Annotated in this window: 24 protein-coding genes; 9 read left to right on the top strand and 15 right to left on the bottom strand. The window is 44.3% G+C overall.

The window, feature by feature from the left end; translation table 11 throughout:
• Positions 1–3: 3 nt before the first annotated feature.
• The gene (locus AB5Z01_RS08555) at positions 4–1905 is read left to right on the top strand and encodes an ABC transporter ATP-binding protein (RefSeq protein WP_117891317.1); all 1902 of its coding nucleotides are present in this window, start codon (positions 4–6) and stop codon (positions 1903–1905) included.
• 101 nt (positions 1906–2006) lie between these two features.
• On the opposite strand, the gene AB5Z01_RS08550 is transcribed toward AB5Z01_RS08555, so the two are convergent.
• The 11 genes from AB5Z01_RS08550 to AB5Z01_RS08500 all read right to left on the bottom strand — a co-directional run bounded on the left by AB5Z01_RS08550 (position 2007) and on the right by AB5Z01_RS08500 (position 13201).
• The gene (locus tag AB5Z01_RS08550) at positions 2007–2255 is read right to left on the bottom strand and encodes a hypothetical protein (protein WP_022288495.1); all 249 of its coding nucleotides are present in this window, start codon (positions 2253–2255) and stop codon (positions 2007–2009) included.
• A gap of 79 nt (positions 2256–2334) precedes the next feature.
• Entirely contained in the window at positions 2335–5118 is a 2784-nt protein-coding gene (locus tag AB5Z01_RS08545) for a right-handed parallel beta-helix repeat-containing protein (protein ID WP_287214388.1), read from the bottom strand.
• Positions 5119–5322: 204 nt separating this feature from the next.
• Positions 5323–6132, bottom strand: a complete 810-nt coding sequence (locus AB5Z01_RS08540) for an RnfABCDGE type electron transport complex subunit B (RefSeq protein ID WP_117896861.1) — start codon at positions 6130–6132, stop codon at positions 5323–5325.
• Between the two features lie 22 nt (positions 6133–6154).
• A complete protein-coding gene (locus AB5Z01_RS08535; RefSeq protein ID WP_368365463.1) occupies positions 6155–7393 on the bottom strand; it encodes a 2-hydroxyglutaryl-CoA dehydratase in 1239 nt (412 codons plus the stop codon).
• Between the two features lie 48 nt (positions 7394–7441).
• Positions 7442–8011, bottom strand: coding sequence for an electron transport complex protein RnfA (locus AB5Z01_RS08530; protein WP_022288499.1), 570 nt, complete (start codon positions 8009–8011; stop codon positions 7442–7444).
• A gap of 2 nt (positions 8012–8013) precedes the next feature.
• Entirely contained in the window at positions 8014–8697 is a 684-nt protein-coding gene (rsxE, locus tag AB5Z01_RS08525; RefSeq protein WP_022288500.1) for an electron transport complex subunit RsxE, read from the bottom strand.
• Positions 8690–9250, bottom strand: coding sequence for an FMN-binding protein (locus AB5Z01_RS08520; protein WP_022288501.1), 561 nt, complete (start codon positions 9248–9250; stop codon positions 8690–8692). Before AB5Z01_RS08520 ends, rsxE begins: the two co-directional genes overlap by 8 nt.
• Complete coding sequence (locus AB5Z01_RS08515) at positions 9247–10188, bottom strand: RnfABCDGE type electron transport complex subunit D (protein ID WP_287214384.1); 942 nt, start codon at positions 10186–10188, stop codon at positions 9247–9249. The genes AB5Z01_RS08520 and AB5Z01_RS08515 overlap by 4 nt, the downstream gene beginning before the upstream one ends.
• Positions 10189–10201: 13 nt before the next feature.
• The gene (gene rsxC, locus AB5Z01_RS08510; protein WP_287214382.1) at positions 10202–11506 is read right to left on the bottom strand and encodes an electron transport complex subunit RsxC; all 1305 of its coding nucleotides are present in this window, start codon (positions 11504–11506) and stop codon (positions 10202–10204) included.
• A 27-nt stretch (positions 11507–11533) separates the two neighbouring features.
• Positions 11534–12532, bottom strand: coding sequence for an FAD:protein FMN transferase (locus AB5Z01_RS08505; RefSeq protein ID WP_368365462.1), 999 nt, complete (start codon positions 12530–12532; stop codon positions 11534–11536).
• Between the two features lie 75 nt (positions 12533–12607).
• Positions 12608–13201: a helix-turn-helix transcriptional regulator gene (locus tag AB5Z01_RS08500; protein ID WP_117864901.1), complete on the bottom strand. Its 594-nt coding sequence runs from the start codon at positions 13199–13201 to the stop codon at positions 12608–12610.
• 173 nt (positions 13202–13374) lie between these two features.
• On the opposite strand from AB5Z01_RS08500, the gene AB5Z01_RS08495 reads away from it, so the two are divergent.
• From AB5Z01_RS08495 to AB5Z01_RS08485, 3 genes are read left to right on the top strand one after another with little or no spacing between them, the layout of a single operon-like run.
• Positions 13375–14034 (top strand): histidine phosphatase family protein, encoded by a 660-nt coding sequence (locus tag AB5Z01_RS08495; protein WP_287214376.1) that lies wholly within the window; start codon positions 13375–13377, stop codon positions 14032–14034.
• Positions 14035–14078: 44 nt separating this feature from the next.
• Entirely contained in the window at positions 14079–14912 is an 834-nt protein-coding gene (locus AB5Z01_RS08490) for a hypothetical protein (protein WP_368365461.1), read from the top strand.
• On the top strand, positions 14909–15754 hold the full coding sequence (locus AB5Z01_RS08485) for an RluA family pseudouridine synthase (protein WP_287214372.1): 846 nt from the start codon (positions 14909–14911) through the stop codon (positions 15752–15754). Before AB5Z01_RS08490 ends, AB5Z01_RS08485 begins: the two co-directional genes overlap by 4 nt.
• Here the strand turns inward: AB5Z01_RS08485 and AB5Z01_RS08480 are convergent.
• The 3 genes from AB5Z01_RS08480 to AB5Z01_RS08470 are packed head-to-tail and all read right to left on the bottom strand — an operon-like array spanning position 15735 to position 19430.
• On the bottom strand, positions 15735–16880 hold the full coding sequence (locus AB5Z01_RS08480; RefSeq protein ID WP_287214370.1) for a Ger(x)C family spore germination C-terminal domain-containing protein: 1146 nt from the start codon (positions 16878–16880) through the stop codon (positions 15735–15737). The two genes, AB5Z01_RS08485 and AB5Z01_RS08480, sit on opposite strands and share 20 nt — an antisense overlap.
• Complete coding sequence (locus AB5Z01_RS08475; protein ID WP_287214368.1) at positions 16867–17934, bottom strand: GerAB/ArcD/ProY family transporter; 1068 nt, start codon at positions 17932–17934, stop codon at positions 16867–16869. The genes AB5Z01_RS08480 and AB5Z01_RS08475 overlap by 14 nt, the downstream gene beginning before the upstream one ends.
• On the bottom strand, positions 17931–19430 hold the full coding sequence (locus tag AB5Z01_RS08470) for a spore germination protein (RefSeq protein WP_287214366.1): 1500 nt from the start codon (positions 19428–19430) through the stop codon (positions 17931–17933). Before AB5Z01_RS08470 ends, AB5Z01_RS08475 begins: the two co-directional genes overlap by 4 nt.
• 110 nt (positions 19431–19540) lie before the next feature.
• On the opposite strand from AB5Z01_RS08470, the gene AB5Z01_RS08465 reads away from it, so the two are divergent.
• The 3 genes from AB5Z01_RS08465 (at position 19541) to AB5Z01_RS08455 (ending at position 22858) form a co-directional block, all read left to right on the top strand.
• Positions 19541–20227, top strand: a complete 687-nt coding sequence (locus AB5Z01_RS08465) for a DUF421 domain-containing protein (RefSeq protein WP_287214364.1) — start codon at positions 19541–19543, stop codon at positions 20225–20227.
• Positions 20228–20240: 13 nt separating this feature from the next.
• Positions 20241–20615, top strand: a complete 375-nt coding sequence (locus AB5Z01_RS08460) for a DUF4363 family protein (RefSeq protein ID WP_118162147.1) — start codon at positions 20241–20243, stop codon at positions 20613–20615.
• 203 nt (positions 20616–20818) lie between these two features.
• Complete coding sequence (locus AB5Z01_RS08455) at positions 20819–22858, top strand: zinc ribbon domain-containing protein (protein ID WP_287214362.1); 2040 nt, start codon at positions 20819–20821, stop codon at positions 22856–22858.
• A 156-nt stretch (positions 22859–23014) separates the two neighbouring features.
• Here AB5Z01_RS08455 and AB5Z01_RS08450 read toward each other — a convergent pair whose 3' ends face one another.
• Positions 23015–23434, bottom strand: coding sequence for a hypothetical protein (locus AB5Z01_RS08450; RefSeq protein ID WP_022288517.1), 420 nt, complete (start codon positions 23432–23434; stop codon positions 23015–23017).
• A 60-nt stretch (positions 23435–23494) separates the two neighbouring features.
• On the opposite strand from AB5Z01_RS08450, the gene AB5Z01_RS08445 reads away from it, so the two are divergent.
• Positions 23495–24256: a serine/threonine-protein kinase gene (locus tag AB5Z01_RS08445; protein WP_051706340.1), complete on the top strand. Its 762-nt coding sequence runs from the start codon at positions 23495–23497 to the stop codon at positions 24254–24256.
• Positions 24240–25244: a zinc ribbon domain-containing protein gene (locus tag AB5Z01_RS08440; protein ID WP_287214357.1), complete on the top strand. Its 1005-nt coding sequence runs from the start codon at positions 24240–24242 to the stop codon at positions 25242–25244. Before AB5Z01_RS08445 ends, AB5Z01_RS08440 begins: the two co-directional genes overlap by 17 nt.
• Positions 25245–25317 lie beyond the last annotated feature (73 nt).

The following is a 25317-nucleotide window of genomic DNA, read 5'->3' as shown; positions in this document are numbered from 1 at the left end:
CCAATGAATAAAGAAATGGGCGGCAAGCCTAAAATGTCAGGCGACCAGATGAAAGTCCTCGGCAGAGTAATGAAATATATGCTCAAAAACTATAAGTTCTCATTTATAATAGTTGTGGCGTGCATACTTATTCAGGCTGTCACCACACTTGCGGGAATGATGTTCATGCAGTCACTTGTTGATGACTACATCACACCTATGCTAAAGACCTCCAGCCATGATTTTTCACCCCTTGCAAAGGCTCTCGGCGGTCTTGCAGTAGTATACGTTGTGGGCATTGCGGCTTCATACGCATACAACAGGATAATGGTAAACATAGGTCAGGGTACGCTGAGAAACATAAGAGATGATCTGTTTCTCAACATGGAAACACTTCCTATCAAGTATTTTGACACACACCCGCATGGCGACATCATGTCAGTATACACAAATGACGTTGATACCCTCAGACAGTTTATCAGCCAGAGCATACCTCAGCTTATAAACTCTCTTGCAACACTTATATCCACCCTCGTTTCCATGATAGTCCTCAACATTCCTCTTACCATACTCTCTATCGCAATGGCATTTGTAATGGTAAAGGTGACCAACGATCTCGCTTCAAAGTCAGGAGCGCACTTTGCGGCTCAGCAGCGTGACCTTGGCGCAGTTGACGGCTTTATCGAAGAAATGCTTGACGGACAGAAAGTAGTAAAAGTGTTCTGTCACGAGGATAAGGCAATAGAAGACTTTGTAAAGATAAATGACAAGCTGAGAGTCAGTGCAAACGAAGCTAACAAGTACGCTAACATCATGATGCCGATAAACGCAAATATCGGAAACCTTAGCTATGTGCTTTGTGCCATTGTGGGAGCTATCCTTGCCATAAACGGCTATGCAGGTCTTACCCTCGGCACTATCGTAACATTTGTATCCCTTAACAAGAACTTCACACAGCCTATCACACAGATAAGCCAGCAAATGGCATTCGTTGTTCAGGCTACCGCAGGCGCAGGCAGAGTGTTTGACCTCCTCGACCAGAAGCCTGAAACAGACGAGGGCTATGTTGAGTTCGTTAATGCAAAATATAACCTGAACGGCGAGCTTGAAGAATGCAAAGAGCGTACAGGCATATGGGCTTGGAAGCATCGTCATCAGGCTGACGGCACTGTTGACTACAAGAAAATGGAGGGCGAGGTCGTATTTGACGGTGTTGACTTCGGATATGACGACAGCAAGATAGTTCTTCATGACGTAAAGCTTTTTGCAAAGCCTGGTCAGAAGATAGCTTTTGTTGGCTCAACAGGCGCAGGAAAGACAACTATCACAAATCTTATCAATCGCTTTTATGACATTCAGGATGGCAAGATACGCTATGACGGAATAAACATTACAAAGATAAAGAAGCCTGCTCTGAGAAAAACTCTCGGCATCGTTTTGCAGGACACACACCTTTTCACAGGCACAGTAATGGAAAATATCCGCTACGGCAACCTTGACGCCACCGACGAGGAATGTATGGCAGCCGCAAGACTTGCAAACGCAAACGGCTTTATAGAAAGACTTCCTGACGGCTACAACACTGTTCTCACAGGCGACGGCTCGAACCTTTCACAGGGTCAGCGTCAGCTCATAGCCATTGCAAGAGCGGCAGTCGGCGATCCTCCTGTTCTTATCCTTGACGAGGCTACTTCTTCTATCGACACAAGAACAGAGAGTCTTGTTCAGGCTGGTATGGACGCTCTCATGCAGGGCAGAACAACATTTGTTATCGCCCACAGACTTTCAACTGTCAGAAACTCAGACTGCATAATGGTACTTGAGCAGGGCAGGATAATCGAGCGTGGCACACATGACGAGCTTATTGCCAAAAAGGGCAAGTATTATCAGCTCTACACAGGAAACTTCGCAGAAGAAACAGCATAAAAGGGGCTATTCCGCCCAAAGAAAAACGCCACGGAGAGAATATCTCCGTGGCGTTTTTGTGCAATAAAAATGCGGCTGACAAAAGCCAACCGCAATAAATCTTATTCTTCTTCCTCTTCGTCCTCATCGAAATCTTCTTCATCGATGCCCATTGGACGAGGCATATCATCTGTCATGGGCTCATCTGCTCTTCTGAAATATGAGTCGAAATCAAAACGTCCCATGCAGATACGCTCCCAGTATGGTTTACCCGGCTCAAGCACCATAACATTATGCTCATGAACTTCGATAACATCATAGATCTTGCCGTATGAATCCTTTACCTGATCGCCCTTTACAACATTGGTCATTATATTCACCTTCCTTGTCATATCTTGAATTATACCACATTATAAGAGCCTTGTCAATCGGCTTGGAAAATTTTTTGCCCTAAATACTTACCTTCTTCACAGCCGACCACTTGCCGTACACTTTGGTCTTGCCAATTGTCTTATAATCTCTTGCCTTGACGTAATATGTCTTTTTGCTTTTAAGACCTTTTATTGTGCCTTTGTTCTTTGAGTTTCCGCTGAGCCACAAGGACTTGCTGTTCTTAAAGCCGCTGTTGTCGGCATATGACACTTGATAGCCTGAATTTGAGCTGTGCTTTGCAAGAGTGACCGCTATCTTCTTTCCGCTCTTGTCGCCCTTGGCAGAAATGCTCTGTCCCTGTGGGTTTATCTTGAAAGTCTTTGTTATCTTACCTGTGTAGCTTCCCTTCCCTGTGACAGTCACCTTAGCAGTGCCTATGCCCTTGTTTGCGGAGTAGCTTACAGTATAGTCCCTGTCCTTTTTGAGGGTGACATTTCCGTCCTTTACAGTGACAGCAGGCTTCAGCGCCTTACCTGTCCACACCTGATCTGACACCTTGACAGACGCCTTCCCGACAGATCTTTTCGTTGCTGATCTTACCTTTATCTCAGCGGAATATCCGCCGTATACCCTTTTGCCTGACACAGTTTCATAACAGCGTACTTTGTAATAATAATCTGTGTTCGCCTTGAAAAATCCATCTGTAAACTTTCCTTTTGCAGTCGTCCCCACGGCAGAATATTTTCCCTTTGCGCCTGTTTTCCTGTAAATCTCATAGCCGCATTTGTTAGTTGATCTGCCAGAAAAGCTGATCTGTATATCCGTGTTATTCACAGAATTAACATACAATCCTGATACTCTCGGCAGGCTGATAGAAGAATCAGCGCTCTTTGACACTGCTGCAGACTTTGAGCCGTTCACAGCGTTGTCTTTCAGCGAAGCCTTGCTGTGAGAGCTTACGCTTATGCCGCTTTTTCCTGAGCCACTTATGCTGTTTGAATTTACACTCACAGAACTGCTGTAATTTGACACGCAAATGCCGTTCTGCTTGCTGTTTGATATCTTATTTGAGCTTAGAGCCACACTGCCGCAGTGGTCTGTAACAAGCACGCCATGCTTGCCTGCGCCAGAAACAGTGTTTGAGGTCGCCTTGCCCGAAGAGTTCTTGCTGAACACGATACCATGCCCCACGGCATTTTTAACTTTGTTGCCTGAACACTCGCCCTTTGAGCCGTTATAAATAAGAATGCCCGTGTCCCCCGCCTTTGAAATGCTGTTGGACTTTATCACAGCGGAAGAATTTTCAGCCACTGCTATGCCATGCTTTTTCGCTGAAATTACGCTGTTTGAGCTTGCAATATTGTTCTCAGAGCCGTTGTAGATATTTATTCCGTTCATTCCAACGTTCTCTATGGTATTGTTCTCAAGGGTATTCCCTGAGCTGTCAGTAAGGGAAGCACCGTTTCTGGCTGAGCCTGAAATATAGTTATCTGTTATCTTTATATTGTCGCACTCGTTGAGAGTAAGACCATTTTTATCCTTGTAATTAACACCGTCCTGCTTTGTAACGAGAATATTTGATTCGATACTGCAATTTTCAGCGTCATTAAGTGCGATAGTGGTTCCGTTGCTCTCGATTCGATTTTCGAGGATCTTTACTCCTGCCACTCTGAAATTATAGTCAGGGATAACACCGTTGTCCTTGACCTCATACCCTGTCAGGCGTATGCCGCTTGTAATGCCATATTCGTCATCACCGCTTACAGAGATAGTGTTAGATGAAATAACAGAGTTTGCGTCGTCCTCAAAGCCGTCAACTGCTTCCTCCATAGATTTCACCACAGGGGGATTGAAATTGTTGTTAGGCAGGCTGGACATTGCCTTGAACTCTATACCGCTTGCGCAGTTTGTGATAGTGTTATTTGTTATGGTACAATTCTTATAATTGTACATTATCATTGCCACATCGTCGAGGTTCTCAAAAACGTTGCCCTCAATAAGGATATCTGTATAATAGATACCCAGAGTGGCGGAATGAGAACCAAGACCTCTGCAAATGCCTGAGAAAAGATTATTCTTTATGACCACATTTTCGCATGATGTATCATCAAAAGGCGCATAGCCTGCAAAAACTCTGCTGTTGTTCATGCAATCAAGCTGAATGGCTTCTTTTTTCCTGTAGCCTGTATATCCTGTAAAAGTACAGCCCTCTATGGTGACGTCAGCCGCACCGCCTATCTCCATATGATGACCGTTCTCGTTATTTTTGACGTGCATATCTTTCAGAAGAATATTTCTGCAATGTGCAAATCTGATATTTGAAAAATCTGCGGTATTTGGCCACTGGTCTGTGTTTCCGTTCCAAAGCCCGCCCTCAACGATAACATTTTTAACGCCGTCATAGCCGCCGACGCCATTATTATCACACCTGAGCATAGGTCCATAGGAAATGCACCTTTTTATCTCAACGCCCTCTTCACAGTATATCCAAGTATCGCTGTATACCACAAGTGCAGAAGAAATAAGATACGTTCCCTTTGGTATCACGACCTTTGTGAAAATGCCCTGTCCTGAATTTTCCTGTGCAGCGTCAAGTGCCTGCTGTATCTGCTTTTCGGTCATGGCGTTTCCTGTGTTGTCTGCACCGAGGTCATTAACCACGTTATAAGTGACGATTTCCATGCCGTCTGTATCAAAATACGCACCTGTCACAGCCGTATCTGCCGCTTCTGCCACCGATGTTATAGTCGTAGAGAAGCCCTCGGGAATCACTGTGATAACGAGCAAGAGCGTTGTCAAAAGTGCCGCTATCCGTCTGAAAACGTTTTTTTCACTGATAATTCTGTTGCCTTTAATGTTCATTCTGCTGTGTTCTCCTTAAAGTTCGGCTATATTTTTCTTGCCGCTGACAATTATTCGTACAAATAGTATTATAAATCATTTATAAGTATCTGTCAACAAACGCTAAACTTTTCGTGAACACTGCACAAATTTGGCTGTGTATTTTTGGCACAAAAAAGCTCCCCTGACGCATAAACGTCAAGAGAGCCTTTAAAGCAAAATATTTTACTGCACTTCCACTTTTTCGCCCATGATAGACCTGATAGCGTGGACACGGCACACCTCTGCACACTTTCCGCAGTTTGTACACTTGTCATAGTCGATAACAGCGTGGTTGTTCTGCACTGTAACGGCACCTGACGGACAGTTTTTCTCGCACAGCTTACATCCTATACAGCCGTTAGGACAAACAGATCTTGTCACTCTGCCCACATCTCTTGATGAACAGCAGATATCCACAGCCTGAGAGATCCTTCTCACTGCGATAAGACCATTTGGACAGGCTTTTGCGCAAAGCCCACAGCCCATGCACTTTGCCTTGTCGATAACGGCAATGCCGTCAACGATAGATATTGCCCCCTGAGAGCAGACCTTGATACAATCGCCGTAGCCTAAACAGCCACTTGTGCAAAGCTTGCTTCCGTCATAAAATCTGTTGCACGCCGCACAGCTCTGAATGCCGTCAAAATCGTATTTATGCGGTGTATGAGAGCAATCTCCCGAACAGCGCACGAAAGCCACCTGTGGCTCTGTTACAGTCACTTCAACGCCCATTATCTCGGCTATCTTCTTTGCAGCAGCCTCGCCTCCAGGACGGCAAAGGTTACATTCCGCACCCTTGTTCACGATAGCGTCGGCATAGTCTGCACAGCCTGAAAAGCCACAAGCGCCACAGTTTGCCTGCGGAAGAGCTTCTGCGATAGCGTCAACACGCTCATCCACCTCAACGGCAAAAACTTTTGAAGCCACCGTCAGCAGAACGCCTGCCAATATGCCCAAAGCGGCAAATATAGCCAAAGGGATCAAATATTCCATATCATTCTCCTCTTTCAGAATTTCAGTTTTTGTTGTGTTTCATTATATTATTATCCATAAAATCAAGGGTCATCTTAATGCGGTTTTTGATATTAACGTCCGCTGTTCCCGAATCGTGATCGACCGCCGTTATGATGCTGTCTGGGTAGAGCTTTTTTATACGCTTTATTATGCCTCTTGCACAGGTGTGGCTCACAAGGCAGCCAAACGGCAACAGCATCACAACACCTTTGCAGCCGTTCTTCAACGCTGAACACATTTCTGCACCGATAAGCCAGCCGTCCCCCATTGTTTCGCCAAGGCAGCCAAAGTTTTCACCGTAGCTTTTCAAGGATCTATAGTCTTCCATAGGTTCGAAACCGTTTTGTACAAGTGCAGAATTCATTTTGCACCAAAGCGTTTTCATATAGGCAATAAGGACTTTTGCTCCCACACCTGCCAAGGTTTTTCTTCCGTAAATGTTATCATCATTTGTACAGGAATCGGCAAGGTACATTATGTATGGAACAAAGCCGCTCATATATATCTGACAACCGAGATCACGGAGGTATTTCTCCGTTTTGCCGTTGCCGAGAGCACAGAATTTTATGTAAAGCTCCCCTGTTACGGCGACCTTTTTGACCGATCTGCTTTTATCACAATTTATTGTAGCAAAGCTTTCGCATATCTTGCGGAATATGACGCACATTGAGATCGGATCGGCTGCTTTGCCATGTTCAAAGAGCCGTGACAGCCTGCTGTTCCATAGGCGGACTTTATCAAGCGTTTCACCCTTTTTTAGTTCATAGGGTGAAAGCTCATTATAAAGATACAAAAGCAAGTCACTGTAATAGATCGCTGCACAAGCCGTCAGCACCATTTTAGGCGTTATGGAAAATCCGCTGTGTTTCTCAACGCCGCTGACATTAAGTGACACCACAGGAACATTTTGCAGACCGGCTTTCAAAAGAGCTTTTCGCAGCAGCATAATGTAATTGCACGCTCTGCACCCTCCTCCTGTTTGAGGCAGCAGCAGGGCTGTTTTTGCGGTGTCATATTTGCCGCTTTTCAATGCACATATGAACTGTCCTATTATGAGGTTGCAGGGAAAGCAGACATCATTATTTGAATATTCCCAGCCTGCGTTTATCATTTTTGACCGACTGTATTCGTTCACACCGATTACGTCGCACTTATATCCGCCGCTAAGAAATGCATATTTAAGCAGCGGAAAGTGGAAGTCAAGCATTGATGGTATCAATATAGTGTGGGTCTTTTTCATCGGCTTTGTAAATTCAACCCTTGATCGTTTCATATCGATAAATTATTATCAGATTATTCCCGAAAAGCCCATAAAGCTTAGCGAAACGATAGACGCCGCAATGAGCGTTGCAGGCACGCCCTTGAAAGTTTCAGGAAAATCGCAGTTTTCTATCCTTGCTCTTACCCCGCTGAAAAGCAAGAGGGCAAGAGTAAACGCAAGTCCTGTTCCCAGTGCGTTTGTAAGGGACTGAAGAAAATTATAGCCGTTGTCTATGTTTCCGATAGTAACACCGAGAACTGCACAGTTGGTTGTGATAAGAGGCAGATAAACGCCCAGTGCCTTATAGAGAGGCGGCATCATCTTTTTCATGACTATCTCAACAAGCTGAACGAACATTGCTATAACAAGTATGAATGCCACTGTTTTTAGATACTCTATGCCGAAATGCTCAAGAAGTCTGTATACAGGATATGTGATAGCTGTTGCGCATATCATAACGAATATTACTGCTGCACCCATTCCCACAGATGATTTCATCTGCTTGGATACGCCAAGGAAAGGACATATTCCCATGAACTGAGAAAGCACAACGTTATTTACGAACACACAGCCAATAAGTATAAGTATGTAGCTCATTTTTATGCCTCCTCACTCTCTGTTCTGCACTGACCCTTGCACAAAGCCGCATTTGGGCAGCCTGAGCAGGATATCTCCTTTGGCGGCTTCTTGTTCGCTATCTTGTTCACAAGTGCGATAAGACAGCCAAGCACGAAAAATCCGCCTGCCGGCATGATGAACACTGTCATAGGATCGTCGCACAGGAAAGGTATCTTGAAGCCGAACCATGAGCCTGTTCCAAGTATCTCTCTTATAGATCCCATTGTGAAAAGTGAAAGTGTAAATCCAAGGCCCATTCCAAGTCCGTCAAGTATGGACGGGAATATCTTGTTCTTGCTGGCAAAAGCCTCCGCTCTGCCAAGGATAATACAGTTTACCGTGATAAGGGACAGGAATACGCCTAATGCACTGTAAAGCTCAGGTATATAGCCTTTCATAAGAAACTCGATAAGAGTAACGAAGCCTGCGATTATTACGATAAAACAAGGCAGTCTTACAGCCTTAGGGATAACGTTTTTCAAAAGGGATATAACAAAGTTTGAGCAGACAAGCACGAACGTTGTGGCAAGTCCCATGCCGATACCGTTTTTCGCCATTGTTGTGACCGCAAGCGTCGGACACATACCAAGAAGCGTAACAAGCGTCGGGTTTTGTTTTATGATACCCTTTGTAAATTCATACAGATTAGAATTTTTCTCAGCCATTGAGTATCTCCTCCTTATGCTCGTCAAAAAGCTTTACAGCCTTTTTGCACGCAGATTTCATTCCCTTTGAAGAATAGGTGGCAGCGGTAACATTGTCGATAGAATTTTCATCAGTGTCAACACCAAAGCCCTTTAGCTTTGAAAGAAAACTATCGTCCTGCACCTTTGTGCCAAGACCCGGAGTTTCGCCTATGGAAAGAAATTCTATCCCCTCGACAGTTCCCTCGCTGTTTATACCGATAAGCAGATGAAGTCCGCCCTTTGAATAGCCGTCCTCAGTTATCTCGATAACGCATCTGCCGTTATCTTTATCTGTGATAATGGAGTTCACGCCCTCTGTATCAAATGTGACAGGGGTCTTGCTGTCACCCTCGCCGTCAAGCATTATCTCATAATCGCCCTTGCCGAATATCTCCTCACAGCCCTTTTTCATATCGTCTGTAAGAACACCTGTATTGTCAACATATGTGGCATTATAGGCAAGCACCAAAAGTCCGCTGACAACTATACATATTATAGTCAGCACCAATGGAGGCATTATTTTATCTTTCATTCAGACTTCGCCTCCTTCTTCTTTGTTACAGCCCCTAAAGGCTTTGTTTTTGTTATCATGTCGATATATGGTGTAAGTATATTCATAAGCAGTATTGAGAATGAAACACCCTCAGGATAAGAGCCGAAGAAGCGTATCACACAAGTGATGATACCACAGCCGATACCGAATATCACCTTGCCTGTTTTTGTAACAGGAGTTGTAACATAGTCAGTTGCCATGAAGAATGCACCGAGCATTACGCCGCCTGCAAGTATCTGATAGATGCCGTCCTCGCCGCAAAGATATGAGAACACGAAAACTGTGCCGATAAATGCAAGAGGTGTATGTACTGAGATTATCTTCATCATTATAAGGTATATGCCGCCAATGAGCAAAGCCGCCGCAGACACCTCGCCAAGACAGCCGCCTACTTTTCCAAGGAAAAGATCGAGATAATCGGCAGGGGCGGAATGTGCCGCCGCAAGAGGTGTTGCACCTGTTACGATATTGTCAGGGTCATAGAAAGGCACTACCCAATGGGTCATGTTGCCTGTGAAAGCAAGCATAAGAACTATTCTTCCCACAATAGCAGGGTTGGCAAAATTCTGTCCCAAACCGCCGAAAAGCTGCTTTACGATTACGATAGCAACGAATGTGCCGATAGCAGCCTGCCAATAAGGCATTGTCACAGGGAGATTGAACGCCAAAAGCATACCGGTCACAAGTGCCGAAACGTCCTTTGTGGAATCAGGCCTTTTCATTATAAGATTGCAAAGCCTTTCCCATATAAGTGCCGTTATCATGCAGAAGCCTGTGAGCATGAGCGCACGTCCGCCGAAAACATAGGCAGACATTGCAAGTGCAGGGCAAAGCGCCACAAGCACATGGGTCATCACCTTAGAGGTAGAAATATTATCCCTTATCTGAGGCGAAGGGCTGACAAGCATTTTTTCCATTTTTCTTACCTCCTTACGTTCTTATGAAAGCTTTTGCAAGCTGATTTTTCTCTGCAAGATCTCTCTTTGCAGGACAGACGTATGAACACGAACCGCAGTTCATGCAAAGACCCACCTTGAGCTTCATAAGAGCTTCCTTATCACGCCTGTCATAAGCCTTTTCAAGCTCTGTAGGCATAAGATTCAGCGGACAAGCAGAGATACATCTTCCGCACTTTATACAGTTTGTCTGTGTGCACCTGTCCTCGATACCCTTTTTCTTATCAGCCTTTTCACCAAATGCAAGAATGGCGTTTGTGGTCTTTGTCACAGGGGTGTCAAGCTCATAAAGGCACATTCCCATCATAGGACCGCCAAAAAGGGCTTTTCTAACCTTTTCTTTATCGCAGTCACCGAATTTCAGTATATCCTCCGCAGAAGTTCCTATAGGTACTCTCACGTTGCATGGAGTAGATACCACGTCACCGTCAACAGTTATACGCTTTGATATGAGTGGCATACCTGTTTTTGAATACTCGCCGATAAAGCCTGCTGTGGTAACGTTCATTACGATAACGCCCTGATCTGACGGAAGCTGACCCTCGCCAACTACACGTCCCGTGGCGTTGAATATTATCACCTTTTCTGCACCCTGAGGATAGCATGACTTCAGCACCTTTACTTCGATACTTTCATCATCAGCCGACTTTTCACGCATAAGCTTTATAGCCTGTGGCTTGTTGTCCTCGATACCGATAACGACCTTTTTAAGCCCCAGCATATCACGCACGAGCTTTATTCCGCACATAACATCGTCAGCGTTCTCCATCATCTCACGGTAGTCGCTTGTTATGTAAGGCTCACACTCAGCGGCGTTTATAACAAGGGTATCAACCTTGTATTTGTTCTCGTCAAAGTTGAGCTTTATGTGCGTTGGGAAGCCTGCGCCGCCCATTCCGCAGCAGCCTGACTGCCTTACGGCTTCGCAAAGGCTCGCCTTGTCTGTTATAACAGGCGGCTTTACGTCAGGTGATAGCTCCTGCTCTCCGTCGGTGTCGATCTCCACCATTTTGCACACTTTTCCGCCTGCTGTGAGCAGTTCGGATATCGCCGCCACTGTGCCTGACACAGACGAGTGAACAGGGCATGACATAAAAGCGTTGCTTTCGCCTATGACCTGTCCCACAAGCACTCTGTCACCCTTGGCAACTGTCGGCTCGCAAGGTGCTCCCATGTGCTGTGACATGGATATCTTCACTCTTGCAGGCAGCGGCATGGCGATAGTTTCGCTGTTTTCCGTCCCCTTTTTGTGGGAAAGAAAAATGCTGTTGAGTTTCATAATTTTCCCCCTTATCATACTTTATGACTATTCAAACCTGAATTTATCATCACTTATACTTATCCTGCTCTTTATACTGTCAGAGCAATAAACTATGCCATTTTCATCAATGGCAATAACTTCTATATCTTCATCACTGAGCCACCTGTCAAGCTCAACGCTTCCGCCAATAAAAATGCAGGTAGACAGAAAATCGGTTTCAATGCCGCTCTGCCCTATCACAGTGACTGAAACAAGGTCTGTTTCGCATGGATAGCCTGTTGTCAGGTCAAAAATATGGCTCCACTTTTTGCCCTGTGCTTCAAAATAACGCTCATATCCACCAGAAGTGGAAACAAATCCGCCGCCGCTCGTGAAGCTAAGGCAGGTGTTATCGTCATCAAAAGGGTCTGTGACCGCAACCTTGAAATCTGTTTTATCCGGCTTCTGCCCGTAAAGAAGCGTTGACGAGCCAAAGCTCACCACCGCACAATCGGCTTTTTCACTATCCAAAAGCTTTTTCACTTCGTCAAGGGCAAAGCCCTTTCCGTCACAGCCCACGTCTATCTGTGTGCCGTTTTCAAGGACACATTCGCTCCCCGAAAGCTTTATATTCTCATATCCCACAGCGGAAAGAGCAGTCTGTATCTCACTTTGCTCAGGCACTCTCGGTTCTTCACCGGTGACGTTCCAAAGTTCCGTCACTGCCCCTGCGGAAATATCCGCCCCGCCGTATTTTTTTGTAAGCTCTATGCTCTCTTTCACAAGCTGTGCAGTTTCCTCAGAAAGCTCAAGCCTGCCGCTCTCATTGAGCCGTGATATCTCCGAGCCTTCCTCATAAGGCGAATAAAGCTTTTCCAAAGCCTTTATCCGCTCTTTCACCTGCTCTGCGTCGCCGCCGTAAACAGCGGCTGTGCACGGGCAATCCATGGCGAAAAATGTCGCCTCGTCAGGCTTTTTATCTAAGTGCATCAACACCGCTCCGCACACCATAAGAGCCGCCGCACACGCTACCGATACAAACAGCCGCCTTTCAGGCTTTTTCATTTTTATACCTCACTTGAAATTAGTTGAAAAGTGTGTTATAATATCCGAAGTATGATAACATCGGTATCAAAATTCTTATGTGCAAGCGAGCAAAATGTGTTCGCACTCTTTGATAAACGCCCTCAGTTCGGGATTTTTCCCCACTGAAACCTCGAGCCTGTTCACCTTTTTTCCTGCCATGCCAAGGATCCTGTCAAGGTCTTCAGGCTGAGCGGAAAGATATTTTACACAGCGTTCCATAGTTTCCTCAGTGTCAAGCTCAAAAAGCTTGTGGGAGTTGTGAGGATTTTCAGAGTAAAGCTTTCTCAAAAGCATATAGGTGCATATTTTCACCGCCATGTCCGTCTGAGTTTCAAGACCCTTTATGCCGCTGTCTTTTATAAGCTCCCTCAGCAGCTCGCTTCCCTCGTCTGGACAGCCTAACGCAGAGTTTTTTTCTCTGACCTTGACTAAACCGAACACATCTTCATAGGAAGCACCGTAAAGCTTTATAAGAGCAATGATGATATTGACGTTCTGCTTTTTGCCGTGTTCAACGGCTGATATGCAAGACTGGCTGGTGCCGACTGCTCTAGCCGCACAGCTTTGTGTATAACCGCTTTCTATCCTTGCGGCGGTAAGCTTCTCACCTATTCTGAGAGTCAGCTCATCTTTGCTGTCATTGCTCATGTAATATCTCCCATGTATAAAATCATATTGGTTTTTCAACCATTATTCTATTATACTATAAATTTATTTATTTGTAAATATAAAATCTATAAATTGACGTATTTAAGTAAAAAAAATTTGTGCAGGTTTTAAAGCACTTATCATAAAAGAAAAAGAAAGCAGGTATTTTAAATATGAAAGGCTACAGAATAGCATTTATCCGTCACGGAATGACGCAGGCAAATCTTGACGGACGTTATATCGGTACTACCGACTTGCCCCTGTGCAGAGAGGGTGCTGACCAGCTTTATGAAAAGATAGAAAAGTACGATTACCCTTCGGTGCAGAAGGTCTACACCTCGCCTTTGAAAAGGTGCAAACAGACTATATCTATACTCCAGCCTAACAGGCTTGTGGCTGAGATGCCCGAGCTTCGTGAAATGGACTTCGGCAAGTTTGAGAACAAGACCACTGATGAGCTTATGAATGACCCTGATTATGAGCAGTTCATAAAAGGAGGACTTGACAATCCTCCGCCGAACGGCGAATCAACAAGAGAGGTCATAAACCGCTGTTATGAAGCTCTGAACATCATCATTTCCGATATGATGTACGAGGGTCTTACAAATGTTGCGGTATGCACCCACGGAGGTCTTATAATGAATATGCTGGCAGGCTTCGGTGTGCCGAAAAGGAAGCCTATGGACTACGCCTGCGATTTCGGTGAGGGCTTTGAAGTCATGGTGACAGCTTCCATGTGGCAGCGTTCAAACGCTTTCGAGGTAATAGGAACATATCCGCCAAAATATGAGGAAATGCCTGATTACACTGTTGAGGATTATTATACCGACTAAGAGGATAAGTAAACAGTAAAAACAGAAACGAGGGGGGAAAAGGCTTGACAAACAAAGAGATAAAACTGTCAGCAAGAAAAAATATAAGCCAGAACATGGGAAACTGCGTATCGCTCACGGCATTTTTGTTTGCGGTGTTTGTATTTCTTGGTCTGTGCGACCTTGCCCTTTTTATGCTTTTCAAACGCATCGGCTGGGAGTACTTTTTCTCGTGGCAGGGAATAAAAGATCATGTTTCCGTAAGGCTATTCTGGTTTCTTGACCTCATTGTCATTATACCTTTTGCAGCTTTTGAAATGTGGACTGTCCGCAGATTTTTTGTTGATATTGCAAGAGCGGACAGCTATGTGGGATCGAGGCAGTATATAAACTCACATTCTTATGTATATTATTCCCACACCATGTTTTCTTCCATTATAATTAATTCACTGAAATTATTTTCCGCAGTACCTTTCGCTATCTCAACCTACAGCGTGTATTATTGGGGCTGGGTATGCAAGCTCAGCGAGCTTACCTCCGCAGGTCTTCTTTGTTTCATGTTCTCACTTGGTCTGTCTGTTGTGTTTTTCGGACTTATGGTGCATTACTGGATATCCCTTGCCCTTGCGCCATATATAATGACTCTAAACCCACGCACCAACATTTTTGACGCCTGCGATCTTTCTGTAAGGCTCATGGACGGTCAGCACGGCAGATATATCTCGTTCCTGCTGAGCTTTGTTATGTATATCCCCGCACTTCTGTTAGTATATCCTGTTTTTATCATCTATCCATATTTCAGACTAAGCTATATAGTGTTTTTGCAGGATATAATGGGAAGCTACTGGCAGGACAAAATGCCGTCAATGATAAAGCGTTGGAGGAAATACAGCAAATGACTGTGAAAATAACAAAAGAAGAAAATGAAAAAGCCCTTGAATGTGTACTGCGTTCAAGGGGCTTTTCAAAAAGGCTCATAACAAGGCTCAAACGCACTGAAAACGGCATGACAAGAAAGGGCGTCCTTATCCGCACCGTTGACCTTGTATATGAAAATGACATCATCATGATAAACGAGGGTGACGGTGAAGCTCTTGACCCTAATCCTGACCTGAAAGCTGATATCCTCTATGAGGACAGCGAGGTGGTGGTGTTCTCAAAGCCGCCTTTTATGCCCTGCCACCCGTCAATAAAGCATCGTGACGATACGCTGGGAAATCTTTTTGCCGCACTTTATCCAAACCTCGCTTTTAGACCTGTCAACCGCCTTGACCGCAACACGAGCGGCTGTGTGCTTGTGGCAAAAAGTCAGCGAAGCGCCGCAATGCTCCAAAAAAGCTTTGAAAAGACCTATGTTGGAATAATAAAAGACCTGCCCCACTGCGGTGGGCGTATCTGTGCGCCTATCGCAAGGGAGCAGGAAACTATAATAAAACGCTGTGTGAGGGCTGACGGACAATATTCCGCAACGGATTATCTTGTACGCAAAAGGCTGGGAGACCTTTCTCTTGTGGACTTCTTTCTTGAAACCGGCAGAACGCACCAAATAAGAGTACACTCGGCTTTTATGGGCTATCCTCTCCTGGGTGATGACCTTTATGGCGAGGCAAGCCCTCTTATAAGCCGTCAGGCTCTCCACTGCGAGAAGATGACTTTTCAAAGCCCTGAAAACGGCAGGATAGTGACTGTTACCGCACCGCTTCCCGAGGATATGCTCTGTCTTATGACACCCGACAGGTAATATCCGTTTCAAGCTCCACCGAGCCTAGCACTTCATCAAGGCGGTCGGCATACTTTAGATAGCTTTGCGGATATTTGTGACGGAAAAGCCGCCACACATCAAAAATATCCGTCCTGTTCTCATACAGGGCTTTGTTCCACACCCCTGTGATGTTTTCTTCAAGGCGCTGTTTCACAAGTGCCGCCACCTGGTCTGAGCTTTTCTCGTCACGGATATCAAGAGAAGTGTGTGCAAGAACAGTGAGCTTCAATCTGCATACGAGCCTGCCGTTCTCGTTATCAAGCTTCAGACTGTGGCTGTCAGAGGTTATCCTAACGTCCATGGGGCTTCCATTATATTCGATCATATCATAATACTGCTCTGCTTTTCCCGTGAGCCACAGACAGCCTGATGCGTCAGCGTGGGAAAGATAGCTCTCAAGCACCGTACCTTTTCGTATAAGGGCGGTCTTTTTTATTTCCAACAGCGGCTCCTGCTGTTCCGCTGACTTTTCCTCATGGCTCTCCGCAAAATCTCCCAGCGGTTGTTTGATAGAGATAACTGGCATAGCGATATACTGCGGTGATCTTATGCAGGAAAGCAGATCGATAAGGCGGCACTCCACCGTTATGCCGTTTTTCACACCCATTTTTATGACCTGTGTGAAGTTTTCTGAGGACATCGTTCCCCTTGTTAGCTGAACGTTCATAAGCTCCTCTGCGGTATTTTCCGCCAAGCAAAGCTCCACTCCAAGAAAAACATTTTTGTCCTTTATAGCAAAAGAGAACAGCTCCTCCGGAGAGGAAAGATCTATATTTTTATTAAAGCATATTATTTGAAGATGGCCAAAAAAGATCTCCCTGCCTATCTGATACTGACAGCCCTCAATGGCGTCTCGGATACTCCTGCCTTTGCAATTGACAGTCTGTATATTGGACTGGCTCACATCAAGAGGAGTGTCAGAACCCATACTCTGGGTCTTAAAGACCTGCAGTGACACATTGTATTCCCCGTTCTCATAGTCAACGCCCATGGCGTGGCAAAGAACACGCTCCTCGATATCCACCTGCCTGCCGAAAGAAGAAGACAACAGCGTCACTGCTGCGATAAAAAGCACAACAACTACCTGTATCTTACGCTTTTTCATCAGATCTCGCCCCCTTTTTCACAAATATCAGGCATAGAAGCGGTATTACGCCTCCGAGAAATATGAGTGGGATAGGGCTGAGCCCTGCGTATGCGATGCTCTCCCACTTGTGAGGCAAGAGCCAGAAAAGCGTTGCCGCCGCAGGAATCGCCGCTGTTATTATCACGCCCGAGCCAGAACCGAGCTTAGGAAAAACATATCTCAGGCATCTGCCTGAACAATGGAAATATACTCCCAGCTTATATACCGAGAGCATTACCCACACGCCCATAACAGCGGCGTCATAGCGTTCTATTATGGCAGTGCGTGAAAATGCCGCAAGTGCGAAGAATGGCAGTTTCGCAAGAAGAGTGTAATCTCCAAGTATCATTGTGATAAAGCCTAAGACTATTTCAACAAGGGCAAGCCTTGTGAGCAGAAAATACACAGACGTTTTTGCTGCATTGCCCTTTGTTGATGGTAAAAGAAAAACTATCACTGCAAGATAAGAGCTTCTTGCAAGCTCGCTGACAGCAGAATGAAAAATGCCTTTTCCAACGTTTCTTTCCGCAAGGTGAAAATCAACGAATGTGAAATCTTCAAGAGAGCTTATAACAAGGATGGATGTCACAAAGAGAAAAAGTACAAAAAGCACTGTCCCCGTTTTTCCTATGACCCCAAGGCCTGACATTGCAACATATATCCCGCAGGCGGCAACGCTGAGAACTATCATGAGCCGTGGTATATAATCAGAAAAATAATAATCCATAAAATAGGTGAAGGTGCCGATAACATAAAATGACACTGTAAGAAAATATGCAAGATACATTGTACAAACTCCCCTGCCTGCCCACTTTGAACGGCTCACCACAAGGGTGCATGGGTCATCATTAGGAAAGCGCTTGTGGAAAGCCGCCATACCGCATATCATAACTATCTGAAAAACTGTAGACAGCACTGTTCCAAGCATAAGTTCCAAAGCGTTTGCGGTGCTTTCAGGGAGAAATGTCATCATTGAAAAGGCTCTTGTACAGATAAGCATTGCAAAAAACTGCATTGGCGTAAGCTTTTTCATTGGCTTCCCCCCTTTTCGTCAAGCTTGTATTCTTTAATGGTGCTGTGAGTTTTCTCATATGACCGAAAGCTCCGCCTTGAAATAACGTCCTTTATACCCTTTGAGAAAAATGGCGTAACAGGAGCGGTGTAAGATACTGCAAGGTCGTCCATGGAGTTTATATTTATCATCAAAAGCACAGTGCAAAGTGCAATGCCATAAAGCCCCGAGCCACCGCCCACCAGGATATACACTAGCCTTAATATAGCCGTCTGTTGATAAAGGCTCGGTATAACGAACGATGATGTTGTGGTTATCCCCACCACTATAAGCAGAGGGGCGGACACAAGTCCGCTTTTTACGGCAGCGTCGCCTATGATAAGACCGCCCACTATAGAAACAGTGCTTCCCACAGGCTTTGGAAGCCGCAAGCCTGCTTCTTTCATTATCTCAAACAGAAGCATTAGCACAAGCACCTCCACTGTCAACGGATAAGGCGTTGACTCCTCTGAAACTGCAAGATTCAGAAGAAGCTTCAATGTGAAGACCTCAGGGTGAAAGCTCGCCAGTGCAACATACAGTCCCGGAAACGCCACCGCTAGAAAGAACGCAATATATTTCAGCCACCGCATAAAGGTGACGTAAAAAGGCTTTTCCGTAAAATCGTCCATGGTCTGAAAATTTTCCGCAAAAAGCGATGGGCAGATAAGCACAAATGGCGTGCCGTCCACAAAAACACATATCCTGCCCTGATTTAGCCTTGTGCATATCATATCAGGTCTTTCGGAATAAGCCATTTGTGAAAACACTGACGAACCGAAGCCTTCGTCGATAAAAGGTTCGATATATCCGCTTGTGAGAACAGTATCGAGCTTTATGCCTTTGAGCTGTTTTCTCAGCCTGTCCACAGCATCTGAGCTTGCCCGGTCGCTCATGTAGACCATGCACACGTCGGTGGAAGAACGCTTTCCTATCTGCATCATCTCAAACCGCAGCGATGGTGTTTTCATTCGTCGGCGCACAAGAGAAATATTAGTTCTTATTGTTTCCGTAAAAGAATCCTGTGCGCACATTATAGTCTGCTCGCTTGCAGGCTCAGAAACCGACCGCTTGTCGTAACCTTGGATACCGTAAACAACAGCCTTTGAAAGCCCCTCCACAAATATGACCGCAAAGCCCGAAAACAAAAACTGTATGACGTCACCATAATTAAAGACCGTTTTTCTCTCGGCGGCAAGCAGGCTTTCTTTTGTCAGGAAGTCGAATACCTGCTCTGAATTGCCCTTTGACTTTTGTGCAGAAAGCTCCATTATAGGTCTGAAAATAAGCTCTGACATTGCGCTCGTTGAGATCATTCCCTCTATGGATACCAACGCACAGCTTACGGAGCATATCTTCACATTCATTATGTTAAGATCCATTGAATTGCCTGTTATGGTGCGAAGGGAAGTCATGGCGGCGTCAATGGTCTTATCTATCTCAGCGTTTTTGTAGTTTCTGAAATCGGGTGTATTCATTTTGTTTCTCCTACATGAAATTTTGTTGTATTTATTATCTGCGGCTGTTATCAGAATATTCTGCATTAAAGCTGCAAAAAATAGCTTTGACCATATTGGAGGAAAACAAAATGCTGATAGTTTTTTTCAGAGCCGTTATACTTTATATACTCATTGTCATAAGCATACGCCTTATGGGCAAAAGGCAGATAGGCGAATTACAGCCCTCGGAGCTTGTTATAACGCTTCTGCTTTCAAACATCGCCACCCTGCCTATCGAGGATATGACTATACCGATGTCAATGGGCATAGTGCCTATATTCACGCTGGTGTGCCTTGACGTTATACTCTCTCACTGCTCGCTTAAATTCAGAGGGCTTAGAAAGCTCATATGCGGCTCTCCGAAAATAGTCGTGACCCGTGGGATCATAGATCAAAAACAGCTCAAAGACCTGCGTTTTTCTGCAGACGATCTTTTGGAGTCCCTAAGAAGCATGGGTATATTCGATATAAACGAGGTACAGCTTGCGGTGGTGGAAACAACAGGCAAGATATCGGTCTATCAGAAAGCACAGTTTCGACCTGTGAACAATGGCGGAATGGGCTTAAAAGAATCTCAGACCGACCCTCCACAGCTCGTTGTCGACAACGGAAGGATAATATATTCCGCCCTTGGTCTTATCGGCAAGGACGAAAAGTGGCTCATGAAAAAGCTAGGAGAAAAGGGTATGCCCCTGAAAGATGTTTACATCTGCACCGCTGACCCCTCAGGGCAGATAGTTGCCATAAGAAAAGACAAGGGCAAGAAAAAAGTATAAAGGAGCAATCACAATGAAAAGATTGACCGCCTGCATTATTATCCTCACTGTCATAGCCGCCATGTCAGTGTTCTCCGTATTTGCGGTAAAAAAAGAAAACGATAAGTTCATAAGCCTTGTGAACGCCGCTGAAAACAGCTACAGAAATGAGGACAGCGACACAGCCCAACGGCTCGAAGAACTCGAAAATGCCTGGAATAAATATTATGTAAGAATATCATATATAGCACAATCCTGCACACTTGATGATATCTCCTATGCAGTGGCAAAGCTCCCCGCCCTATTGGAAAAGAGCTCTGAGGAATTTTTGTCAGAGTGCGAGAGCATACGCTCATGGACAGAGAAGATATACCACACTCAGTATCCTCATTTATATTCGGTTTTTTAATGTAGAAAAATTGTGTCTAAAACGTTATCAAAGTGTATGATTTTTTCTTGCGTTATTGTACAAATCTACAAAAATCATACAGAACAAGGCGGTTTCAAAGAGTTTTTCTTGACTTTTCTTTCTGCTAATATTATACTTAGAATGTATGAATAGGATAAAAAATTTTATCCTGTTTAGAAAAGAAGTATCAATGGAGGTATGAAATGAACACTATCAAGTTTTGTGCTAAGTGCGGAGCGCCAATAGGTCCAGAAGAAAAATTCTGTGGCGGCTGCGGTGCGTCTGTCGCCGAAATGGAAGCCGAAGCAGGCATTTCCACACAGCAGGCAGCACCTGCTCAGGCACCCGTTCAGCAGGCTCAGCCTGTACAGCAGCAGGCTCCTCAGTATGACCAGCAGTATGCACAACCAGCAAACAACTACGCTCAGGCAGCAGCTCCTGCGGCTGCAAAGCCAAATCCTTTTGCTAAGCTTGGCGAATGGGTAAAGGGTCACAAGAAGATAACACTTATCGCCGCTGCAGCTCTTATCGTTGTTATCGTTGCGATCATCATTCTGTGCAACATTCTTAAATATCAGGTGATCGACGCAAAGGATCTTTTCAAGTTTGAATTTAAGGGCATTGACGGCTGTGGCTATGTTGAGGCAGAGCTTAACTGCTATGACAAGAGCTACTATTCAATGGCAGACGCTACAAGCGCTCTCGGCGACCTTGCTGACGAGACAGATCTTGACCTTGGCGACCTTGATGATCTTTCCGACTATGCAAGCTCATCTGACAAGTCATCAAAGGTAAGCAAGTATTTTGCACTTGACAAGAAAACTCTTACAAAAGCATTTAACAAAGCTGATGATTTTACAGAAGCTAAGAAGATGAGAAATGCCCTTCTCAAAACAAATAGCGATGGCGAGTATAAGCTGAAGATCACTTTTGATAAGAAAGCAAACAAGAATCTTAAAAACGGTGACAAGGTAAAATGCACCGTAAAGTACAACGAGGATTCTCTCAAGGACAAGAACATAAAGCTAAAGAACACTGAGTTTGAGGTAACTGTAAAGGATCTTAAAAATGGTGAGGAGATCGACTTCTTCAAGGGCGTTGAGGTCAAGTTCTCAGGCTTTGACGGCAACGGCTCTGCTGACGTTTCATATGACTCAGCATATCCATTTATCTACTATGATTATGACTACAAGTCAGATCTGAAAAACGGCGACAAGTACACTGTTACAGCTAACATAGACGTTTATGGCGCAGAAGAAAGCGGTGACATGACTTGGTTTGAATATGACGACAAGTATTATACATACAAGACAGCCGACGTTAAGGACGGCAAGGTAACAAAGGATTTCACTGTTGAGGGTCTTGAAAAAACTCAGGAGATCGACCCATTCGAGGGACTTGAATTTGAATGCTCAGGCGGTGTTCCATTTGTTAAGCCTTACTCAGTAAAGGACGAGTCTATCCCTGCTGCTCTTAAGGACAATGTTTCTTACTCAGTATCATGCGATGATTATATTGGCATCGGCGGCACATTCAAGGTAACTTGCAGCCCTTATTCCTCACTTGCAAGAAATGGTATCACACTTTCCGGCAAAACTGAAACAAACGATTGGGGCGACACTGTTTATGTTAAGGAAATAACAGTTGACGAAACATTCCCTGCATATGTAACAGCTGACAACGGCAAGGCTGCTATGGACAGCTATCAGTCATATCTCGACGACAAGATCGAAGACATGAGAAAGGATATAAAGGGTCATTACGCTCCATATCCTGCTGACTTTGACGGCAAGGTAACATCTATCGAGTCTTTTGATTACGTTGACACTTATGTTGCATTCACAAACAAGAAGAATTATGATTCTTGGGAGAACACAAATGCACTCTACAATCTTTACAAGATAACTGTAAAGACAGATAAGGAGAAAAAGGCAGTTTCATTCTATGCTTCGATCTACTGCTCAAATATCGTTGCAACAGGTGAAACATTTACTGAAGAGCCTTACTTCTCAACATCTTACTACAACAAAGAAGCAGATTTCAAGAAGAAGGTAATTGAAGCCGAGGGTTACACAACAACTAAGGCTGGTGCGGCTTCAAAGCCTGCAACTGACGATTCTTCATCGGCTGCAGCAAACGAAGCAACAACTACGACCACAACAACAGCAAAGACCGATTCTTCTGTAGCAGAAACAACTACATCTGCAAAGGATAAGGCAACAACTACAACTCTCGTTCCATAAGAGTTAAATAGAGAGAAACACGCCGCGGAAATTTTCTGCGGCGTGTGTTTTTATGTCCTGACAACTCTTGAAAACCTTGTCAAAATGTGATATAATATTTGTTACGATAATAAAAAAGCAGCTCCGAAGAACCAGAGCTGCTTTATGAAACGATCGTTATTTAAGGCACTGTGAACCATTTTCAAAAAGCACTTTGTTGAGCTTTGCCACATCATAGCCTTTGTTTATTGCGTCAATGAGTATGCAATCACGGGTGTTTTTAGGATAAAGCTGAGCTTCACCCGCAAGGGTCAGAAGTCGCTGAACGGTATCAACATCAAGCTTCATTGCAAGTGCGATAGCGATTATCTTATCCTTGCTTGGAAGTCTTGCTCCTGCAAATATCTGATATCCATATATTTGATTTAGCTGGGATATTCTTATGACCTCTATCTTTGTCATCTTTTTCTTTTTCACAAGCTCACAAAGATAACGTGCAAAATCCTGTCTGTCAAGAGAATCCTTATTGTTGCTTAAAAAACTGTTGATATCATCGCTTCCATTTAGCTCCTCCATAAGCTGTGTTGTTTTTTTCATGTCACCAGTTCCTTCCTATAATAATTTATTTTTTACATTTTTACATTGGAGATGAGAAATATGTCACAAAAAAGCTTATATGATTTTGAAACAGAACAGATCGACAAAATGTTCGACTGCAAAAACTATCTATTTAAAAACAGCAAGCACGAAAAAGTCATTTTAGAGAGTGACACAGGTGTAAAAATGGTGCGGCACATTATCTATAAGCCTGCTGACGTTTCTGTATACCAAAGGCTCGCATTGATAAATAATCCATATCTTTGCCGTATCTACGAGATCTCCGAAAGCACTGAAGCATATACTATCTATGAAGAATTCTGCGACGGCATGACTCTTACGGATTATGCAAACGGCGAAACACTAGCAGAACACGACGCCCTGAACATTACCTGCTCCATATGCCAGGGATTGTATGCTCTTCACAACAGCGGCATCGTTCACCGTGATATAAAGCCTGATAATATTATAATATGTGACGACAATAATGTCAAGATTATAGATTTTGATATTTCTAAAATTTATAAATCTAATCAACGCTCTGACACCCAGACTTTAGGAACTGTAGGCTTTGCCGCACCTGAACAATTCGGTATGCAGCAATCTGACGCAAGAACAGATCTCTATTCTCTGGCAGTGCTTCTGAACGTTCTTTTGACAGGCGAACACCCGTCGGTCAAAATGTGCGAAAACAAAAAAATTCTGAAAGTCATAAAGAAATGCCTTTCTATCAATCCAGACGACAGATATAGCACTGCGGAAGAGCTGTACAATGTGCTTAATAAGATCAGGAGAAAACTAAAATATGAAAAAATGTCCTAATTGCGGAAGAATTCTTCATGACGATTCCATTTTTTGCTTTGGCTGCATGAGCGAAATAAACAAGAGGCAAGAAATAGTTCTCGCTACTCCAAAAAAAGTGTTTTTAAAAGCAAAAATAACCACACCAATAATCGCTGTGGCATTAGTATCCGCAACTGTTTTCGGGGTGTATACTTATAATAACAATAGTGATAAGACCACGGCTGTGAAAAAAAGCACACCTCAATCTGCTGCCACTGTCACCACAAATACACCTGTGACAACTACTCTGCCTCCCGTCACCACTGTCATGACTACTACCACAAAAAAGCGTGAGCCTGACAAGGCTGCCCTTGCGTCAGATATTGCAGAAGGGGCGGCGTTAGCAGAGTCAAAAGCCGCCGCAGTCACCACCACTACCACTACAGAAAAAGTGACTGAGCCTGTGACAGAGCCTGAGATACAGCAGGATATACCGCAGGAAAACACAGAAGATACCCAGCAGGCCGAGTCTGTCGAGCCTGAATATTACTCCCCTGATGGTGCAAGTCAGATGACCCTTGACCTGCTCGATTATGTAAATCCTCTCCGTGAGAAATATGGTCTGAAACCACTCCGTGCAAGCGGACAGCTTGATGAATGTTTGCAAAAGAGCCTGTATCAAATGGACGACTACTGCCAAGGCATTGGCAACGTATACGAACATCTCTCTGAGGTCGGTCTGCCTAACAACAGCAAAATACGACAATTCACAGCAAACAACAGCTGTGTTTCAGACTATGACGAGGCATACACAGAGCTTTTTACTTGGTTAAAAAATAATGCAAGCTTCGGTCTCTCTTACGGTGACAATCTGATCAACGGCTTGGAAGATTACACATATCTTGGTGTTTGCTTTTTCCATGATGATATAGTTCAGGAAAGAAAAGACCACATGTGGAATGACCCAGATAATGGTGAATACGAATCTATGCCGCTATATCAATGCTATGTTTATGTTATGAAATAAGCCGACAATATCCGACTTGAATATTTTATGTGTCTGTGATATAATAAAGGCAACACAAAACGTAAAAAACAAA

This window comes from Ruminococcus sp. RTP21359st1_H3_RTP21359_211015, assembly GCF_040909065.1.
In the GTDB taxonomy this organism is placed as follows: domain Bacteria; phylum Bacillota; class Clostridia; order Oscillospirales; family Ruminococcaceae; genus Hominimerdicola; species Hominimerdicola aceti.
This window is presented reverse-complemented; position numbering and strand designations above follow the sequence as displayed.

Excerpts from the sequence above, each read along its gene's own strand:
- AB5Z01_RS08480 (WP_287214370.1), bottom strand. The coding sequence starts at position 16,880 with ATGAAAAAGCGTAAGATACAGGTAGTTGTTGTGCTTTTTATCGCAGCA.
- AB5Z01_RS08475 (WP_287214368.1), bottom strand. The coding sequence starts at position 17,934 with ATGAAAAAGCTTACGCCAATGCAGTTTTTTGCAATGCTTATCTGTACA.
- AB5Z01_RS08460 (WP_118162147.1), top strand. The coding sequence starts at position 20,241 with ATGAAAAGATTGACCGCCTGCATTATTATCCTCACTGTCATAGCCGCC.
- AB5Z01_RS08535 (WP_368365463.1), bottom strand. The coding sequence starts at position 7,393 with ATGAAAAAGACCCACACTATATTGATACCATCAATGCTTGACTTCCAC.
- AB5Z01_RS08520 (WP_022288501.1), bottom strand. The coding sequence starts at position 9,250 with ATGAAAGATAAAATAATGCCTCCATTGGTGCTGACTATAATATGTATA.
- AB5Z01_RS08545 (WP_287214388.1), bottom strand. The coding sequence starts at position 5,118 with ATGAACATTAAAGGCAACAGAATTATCAGTGAAAAAAACGTTTTCAGA.
- AB5Z01_RS08485 (WP_287214372.1), top strand. The coding sequence starts at position 14,909 with ATGACTGTGAAAATAACAAAAGAAGAAAATGAAAAAGCCCTTGAATGT.
- AB5Z01_RS08465 (WP_287214364.1), top strand. The coding sequence starts at position 19,541 with ATGCTGATAGTTTTTTTCAGAGCCGTTATACTTTATATACTCATTGTC.
- AB5Z01_RS08445 (WP_051706340.1), top strand. The coding sequence starts at position 23,495 with ATGTCACAAAAAAGCTTATATGATTTTGAAACAGAACAGATCGACAAA.
- rsxE (WP_022288500.1), bottom strand. The coding sequence starts at position 8,697 with ATGGCTGAGAAAAATTCTAATCTGTATGAATTTACAAAGGGTATCATA.
- AB5Z01_RS08505 (WP_368365462.1), bottom strand. The coding sequence starts at position 12,532 with ATGAAAAAGCCTGAAAGGCGGCTGTTTGTATCGGTAGCGTGTGCGGCG.
- AB5Z01_RS08455 (WP_287214362.1), top strand. The coding sequence starts at position 20,819 with ATGAACACTATCAAGTTTTGTGCTAAGTGCGGAGCGCCAATAGGTCCA.
- AB5Z01_RS08470 (WP_287214366.1), bottom strand. The coding sequence starts at position 19,430 with ATGAATACACCCGATTTCAGAAACTACAAAAACGCTGAGATAGATAAG.
- AB5Z01_RS08555 (WP_117891317.1), top strand. The coding sequence starts at position 4 with ATGAATAAAGAAATGGGCGGCAAGCCTAAAATGTCAGGCGACCAGATG.
- AB5Z01_RS08540 (WP_117896861.1), bottom strand. The coding sequence starts at position 6,132 with ATGGAATATTTGATCCCTTTGGCTATATTTGCCGCTTTGGGCATATTG.
- AB5Z01_RS08450 (WP_022288517.1), bottom strand. The coding sequence starts at position 23,434 with ATGAAAAAAACAACACAGCTTATGGAGGAGCTAAATGGAAGCGATGAT.
- AB5Z01_RS08530 (WP_022288499.1), bottom strand. The coding sequence starts at position 8,011 with ATGAGCTACATACTTATACTTATTGGCTGTGTGTTCGTAAATAACGTT.
- AB5Z01_RS08550 (WP_022288495.1), bottom strand. The coding sequence starts at position 2,255 with ATGACCAATGTTGTAAAGGGCGATCAGGTAAAGGATTCATACGGCAAG.
- AB5Z01_RS08440 (WP_287214357.1), top strand. The coding sequence starts at position 24,240 with ATGAAAAAATGTCCTAATTGCGGAAGAATTCTTCATGACGATTCCATT.
- AB5Z01_RS08515 (WP_287214384.1), bottom strand. The coding sequence starts at position 10,188 with ATGGAAAAAATGCTTGTCAGCCCTTCGCCTCAGATAAGGGATAATATT.
- AB5Z01_RS08500 (WP_117864901.1), bottom strand. The coding sequence starts at position 13,201 with ATGAGCAATGACAGCAAAGATGAGCTGACTCTCAGAATAGGTGAGAAG.
- AB5Z01_RS08495 (WP_287214376.1), top strand. The coding sequence starts at position 13,375 with ATGAAAGGCTACAGAATAGCATTTATCCGTCACGGAATGACGCAGGCA.
- rsxC (WP_287214382.1), bottom strand. The coding sequence starts at position 11,506 with ATGAAACTCAACAGCATTTTTCTTTCCCACAAAAAGGGGACGGAAAAC.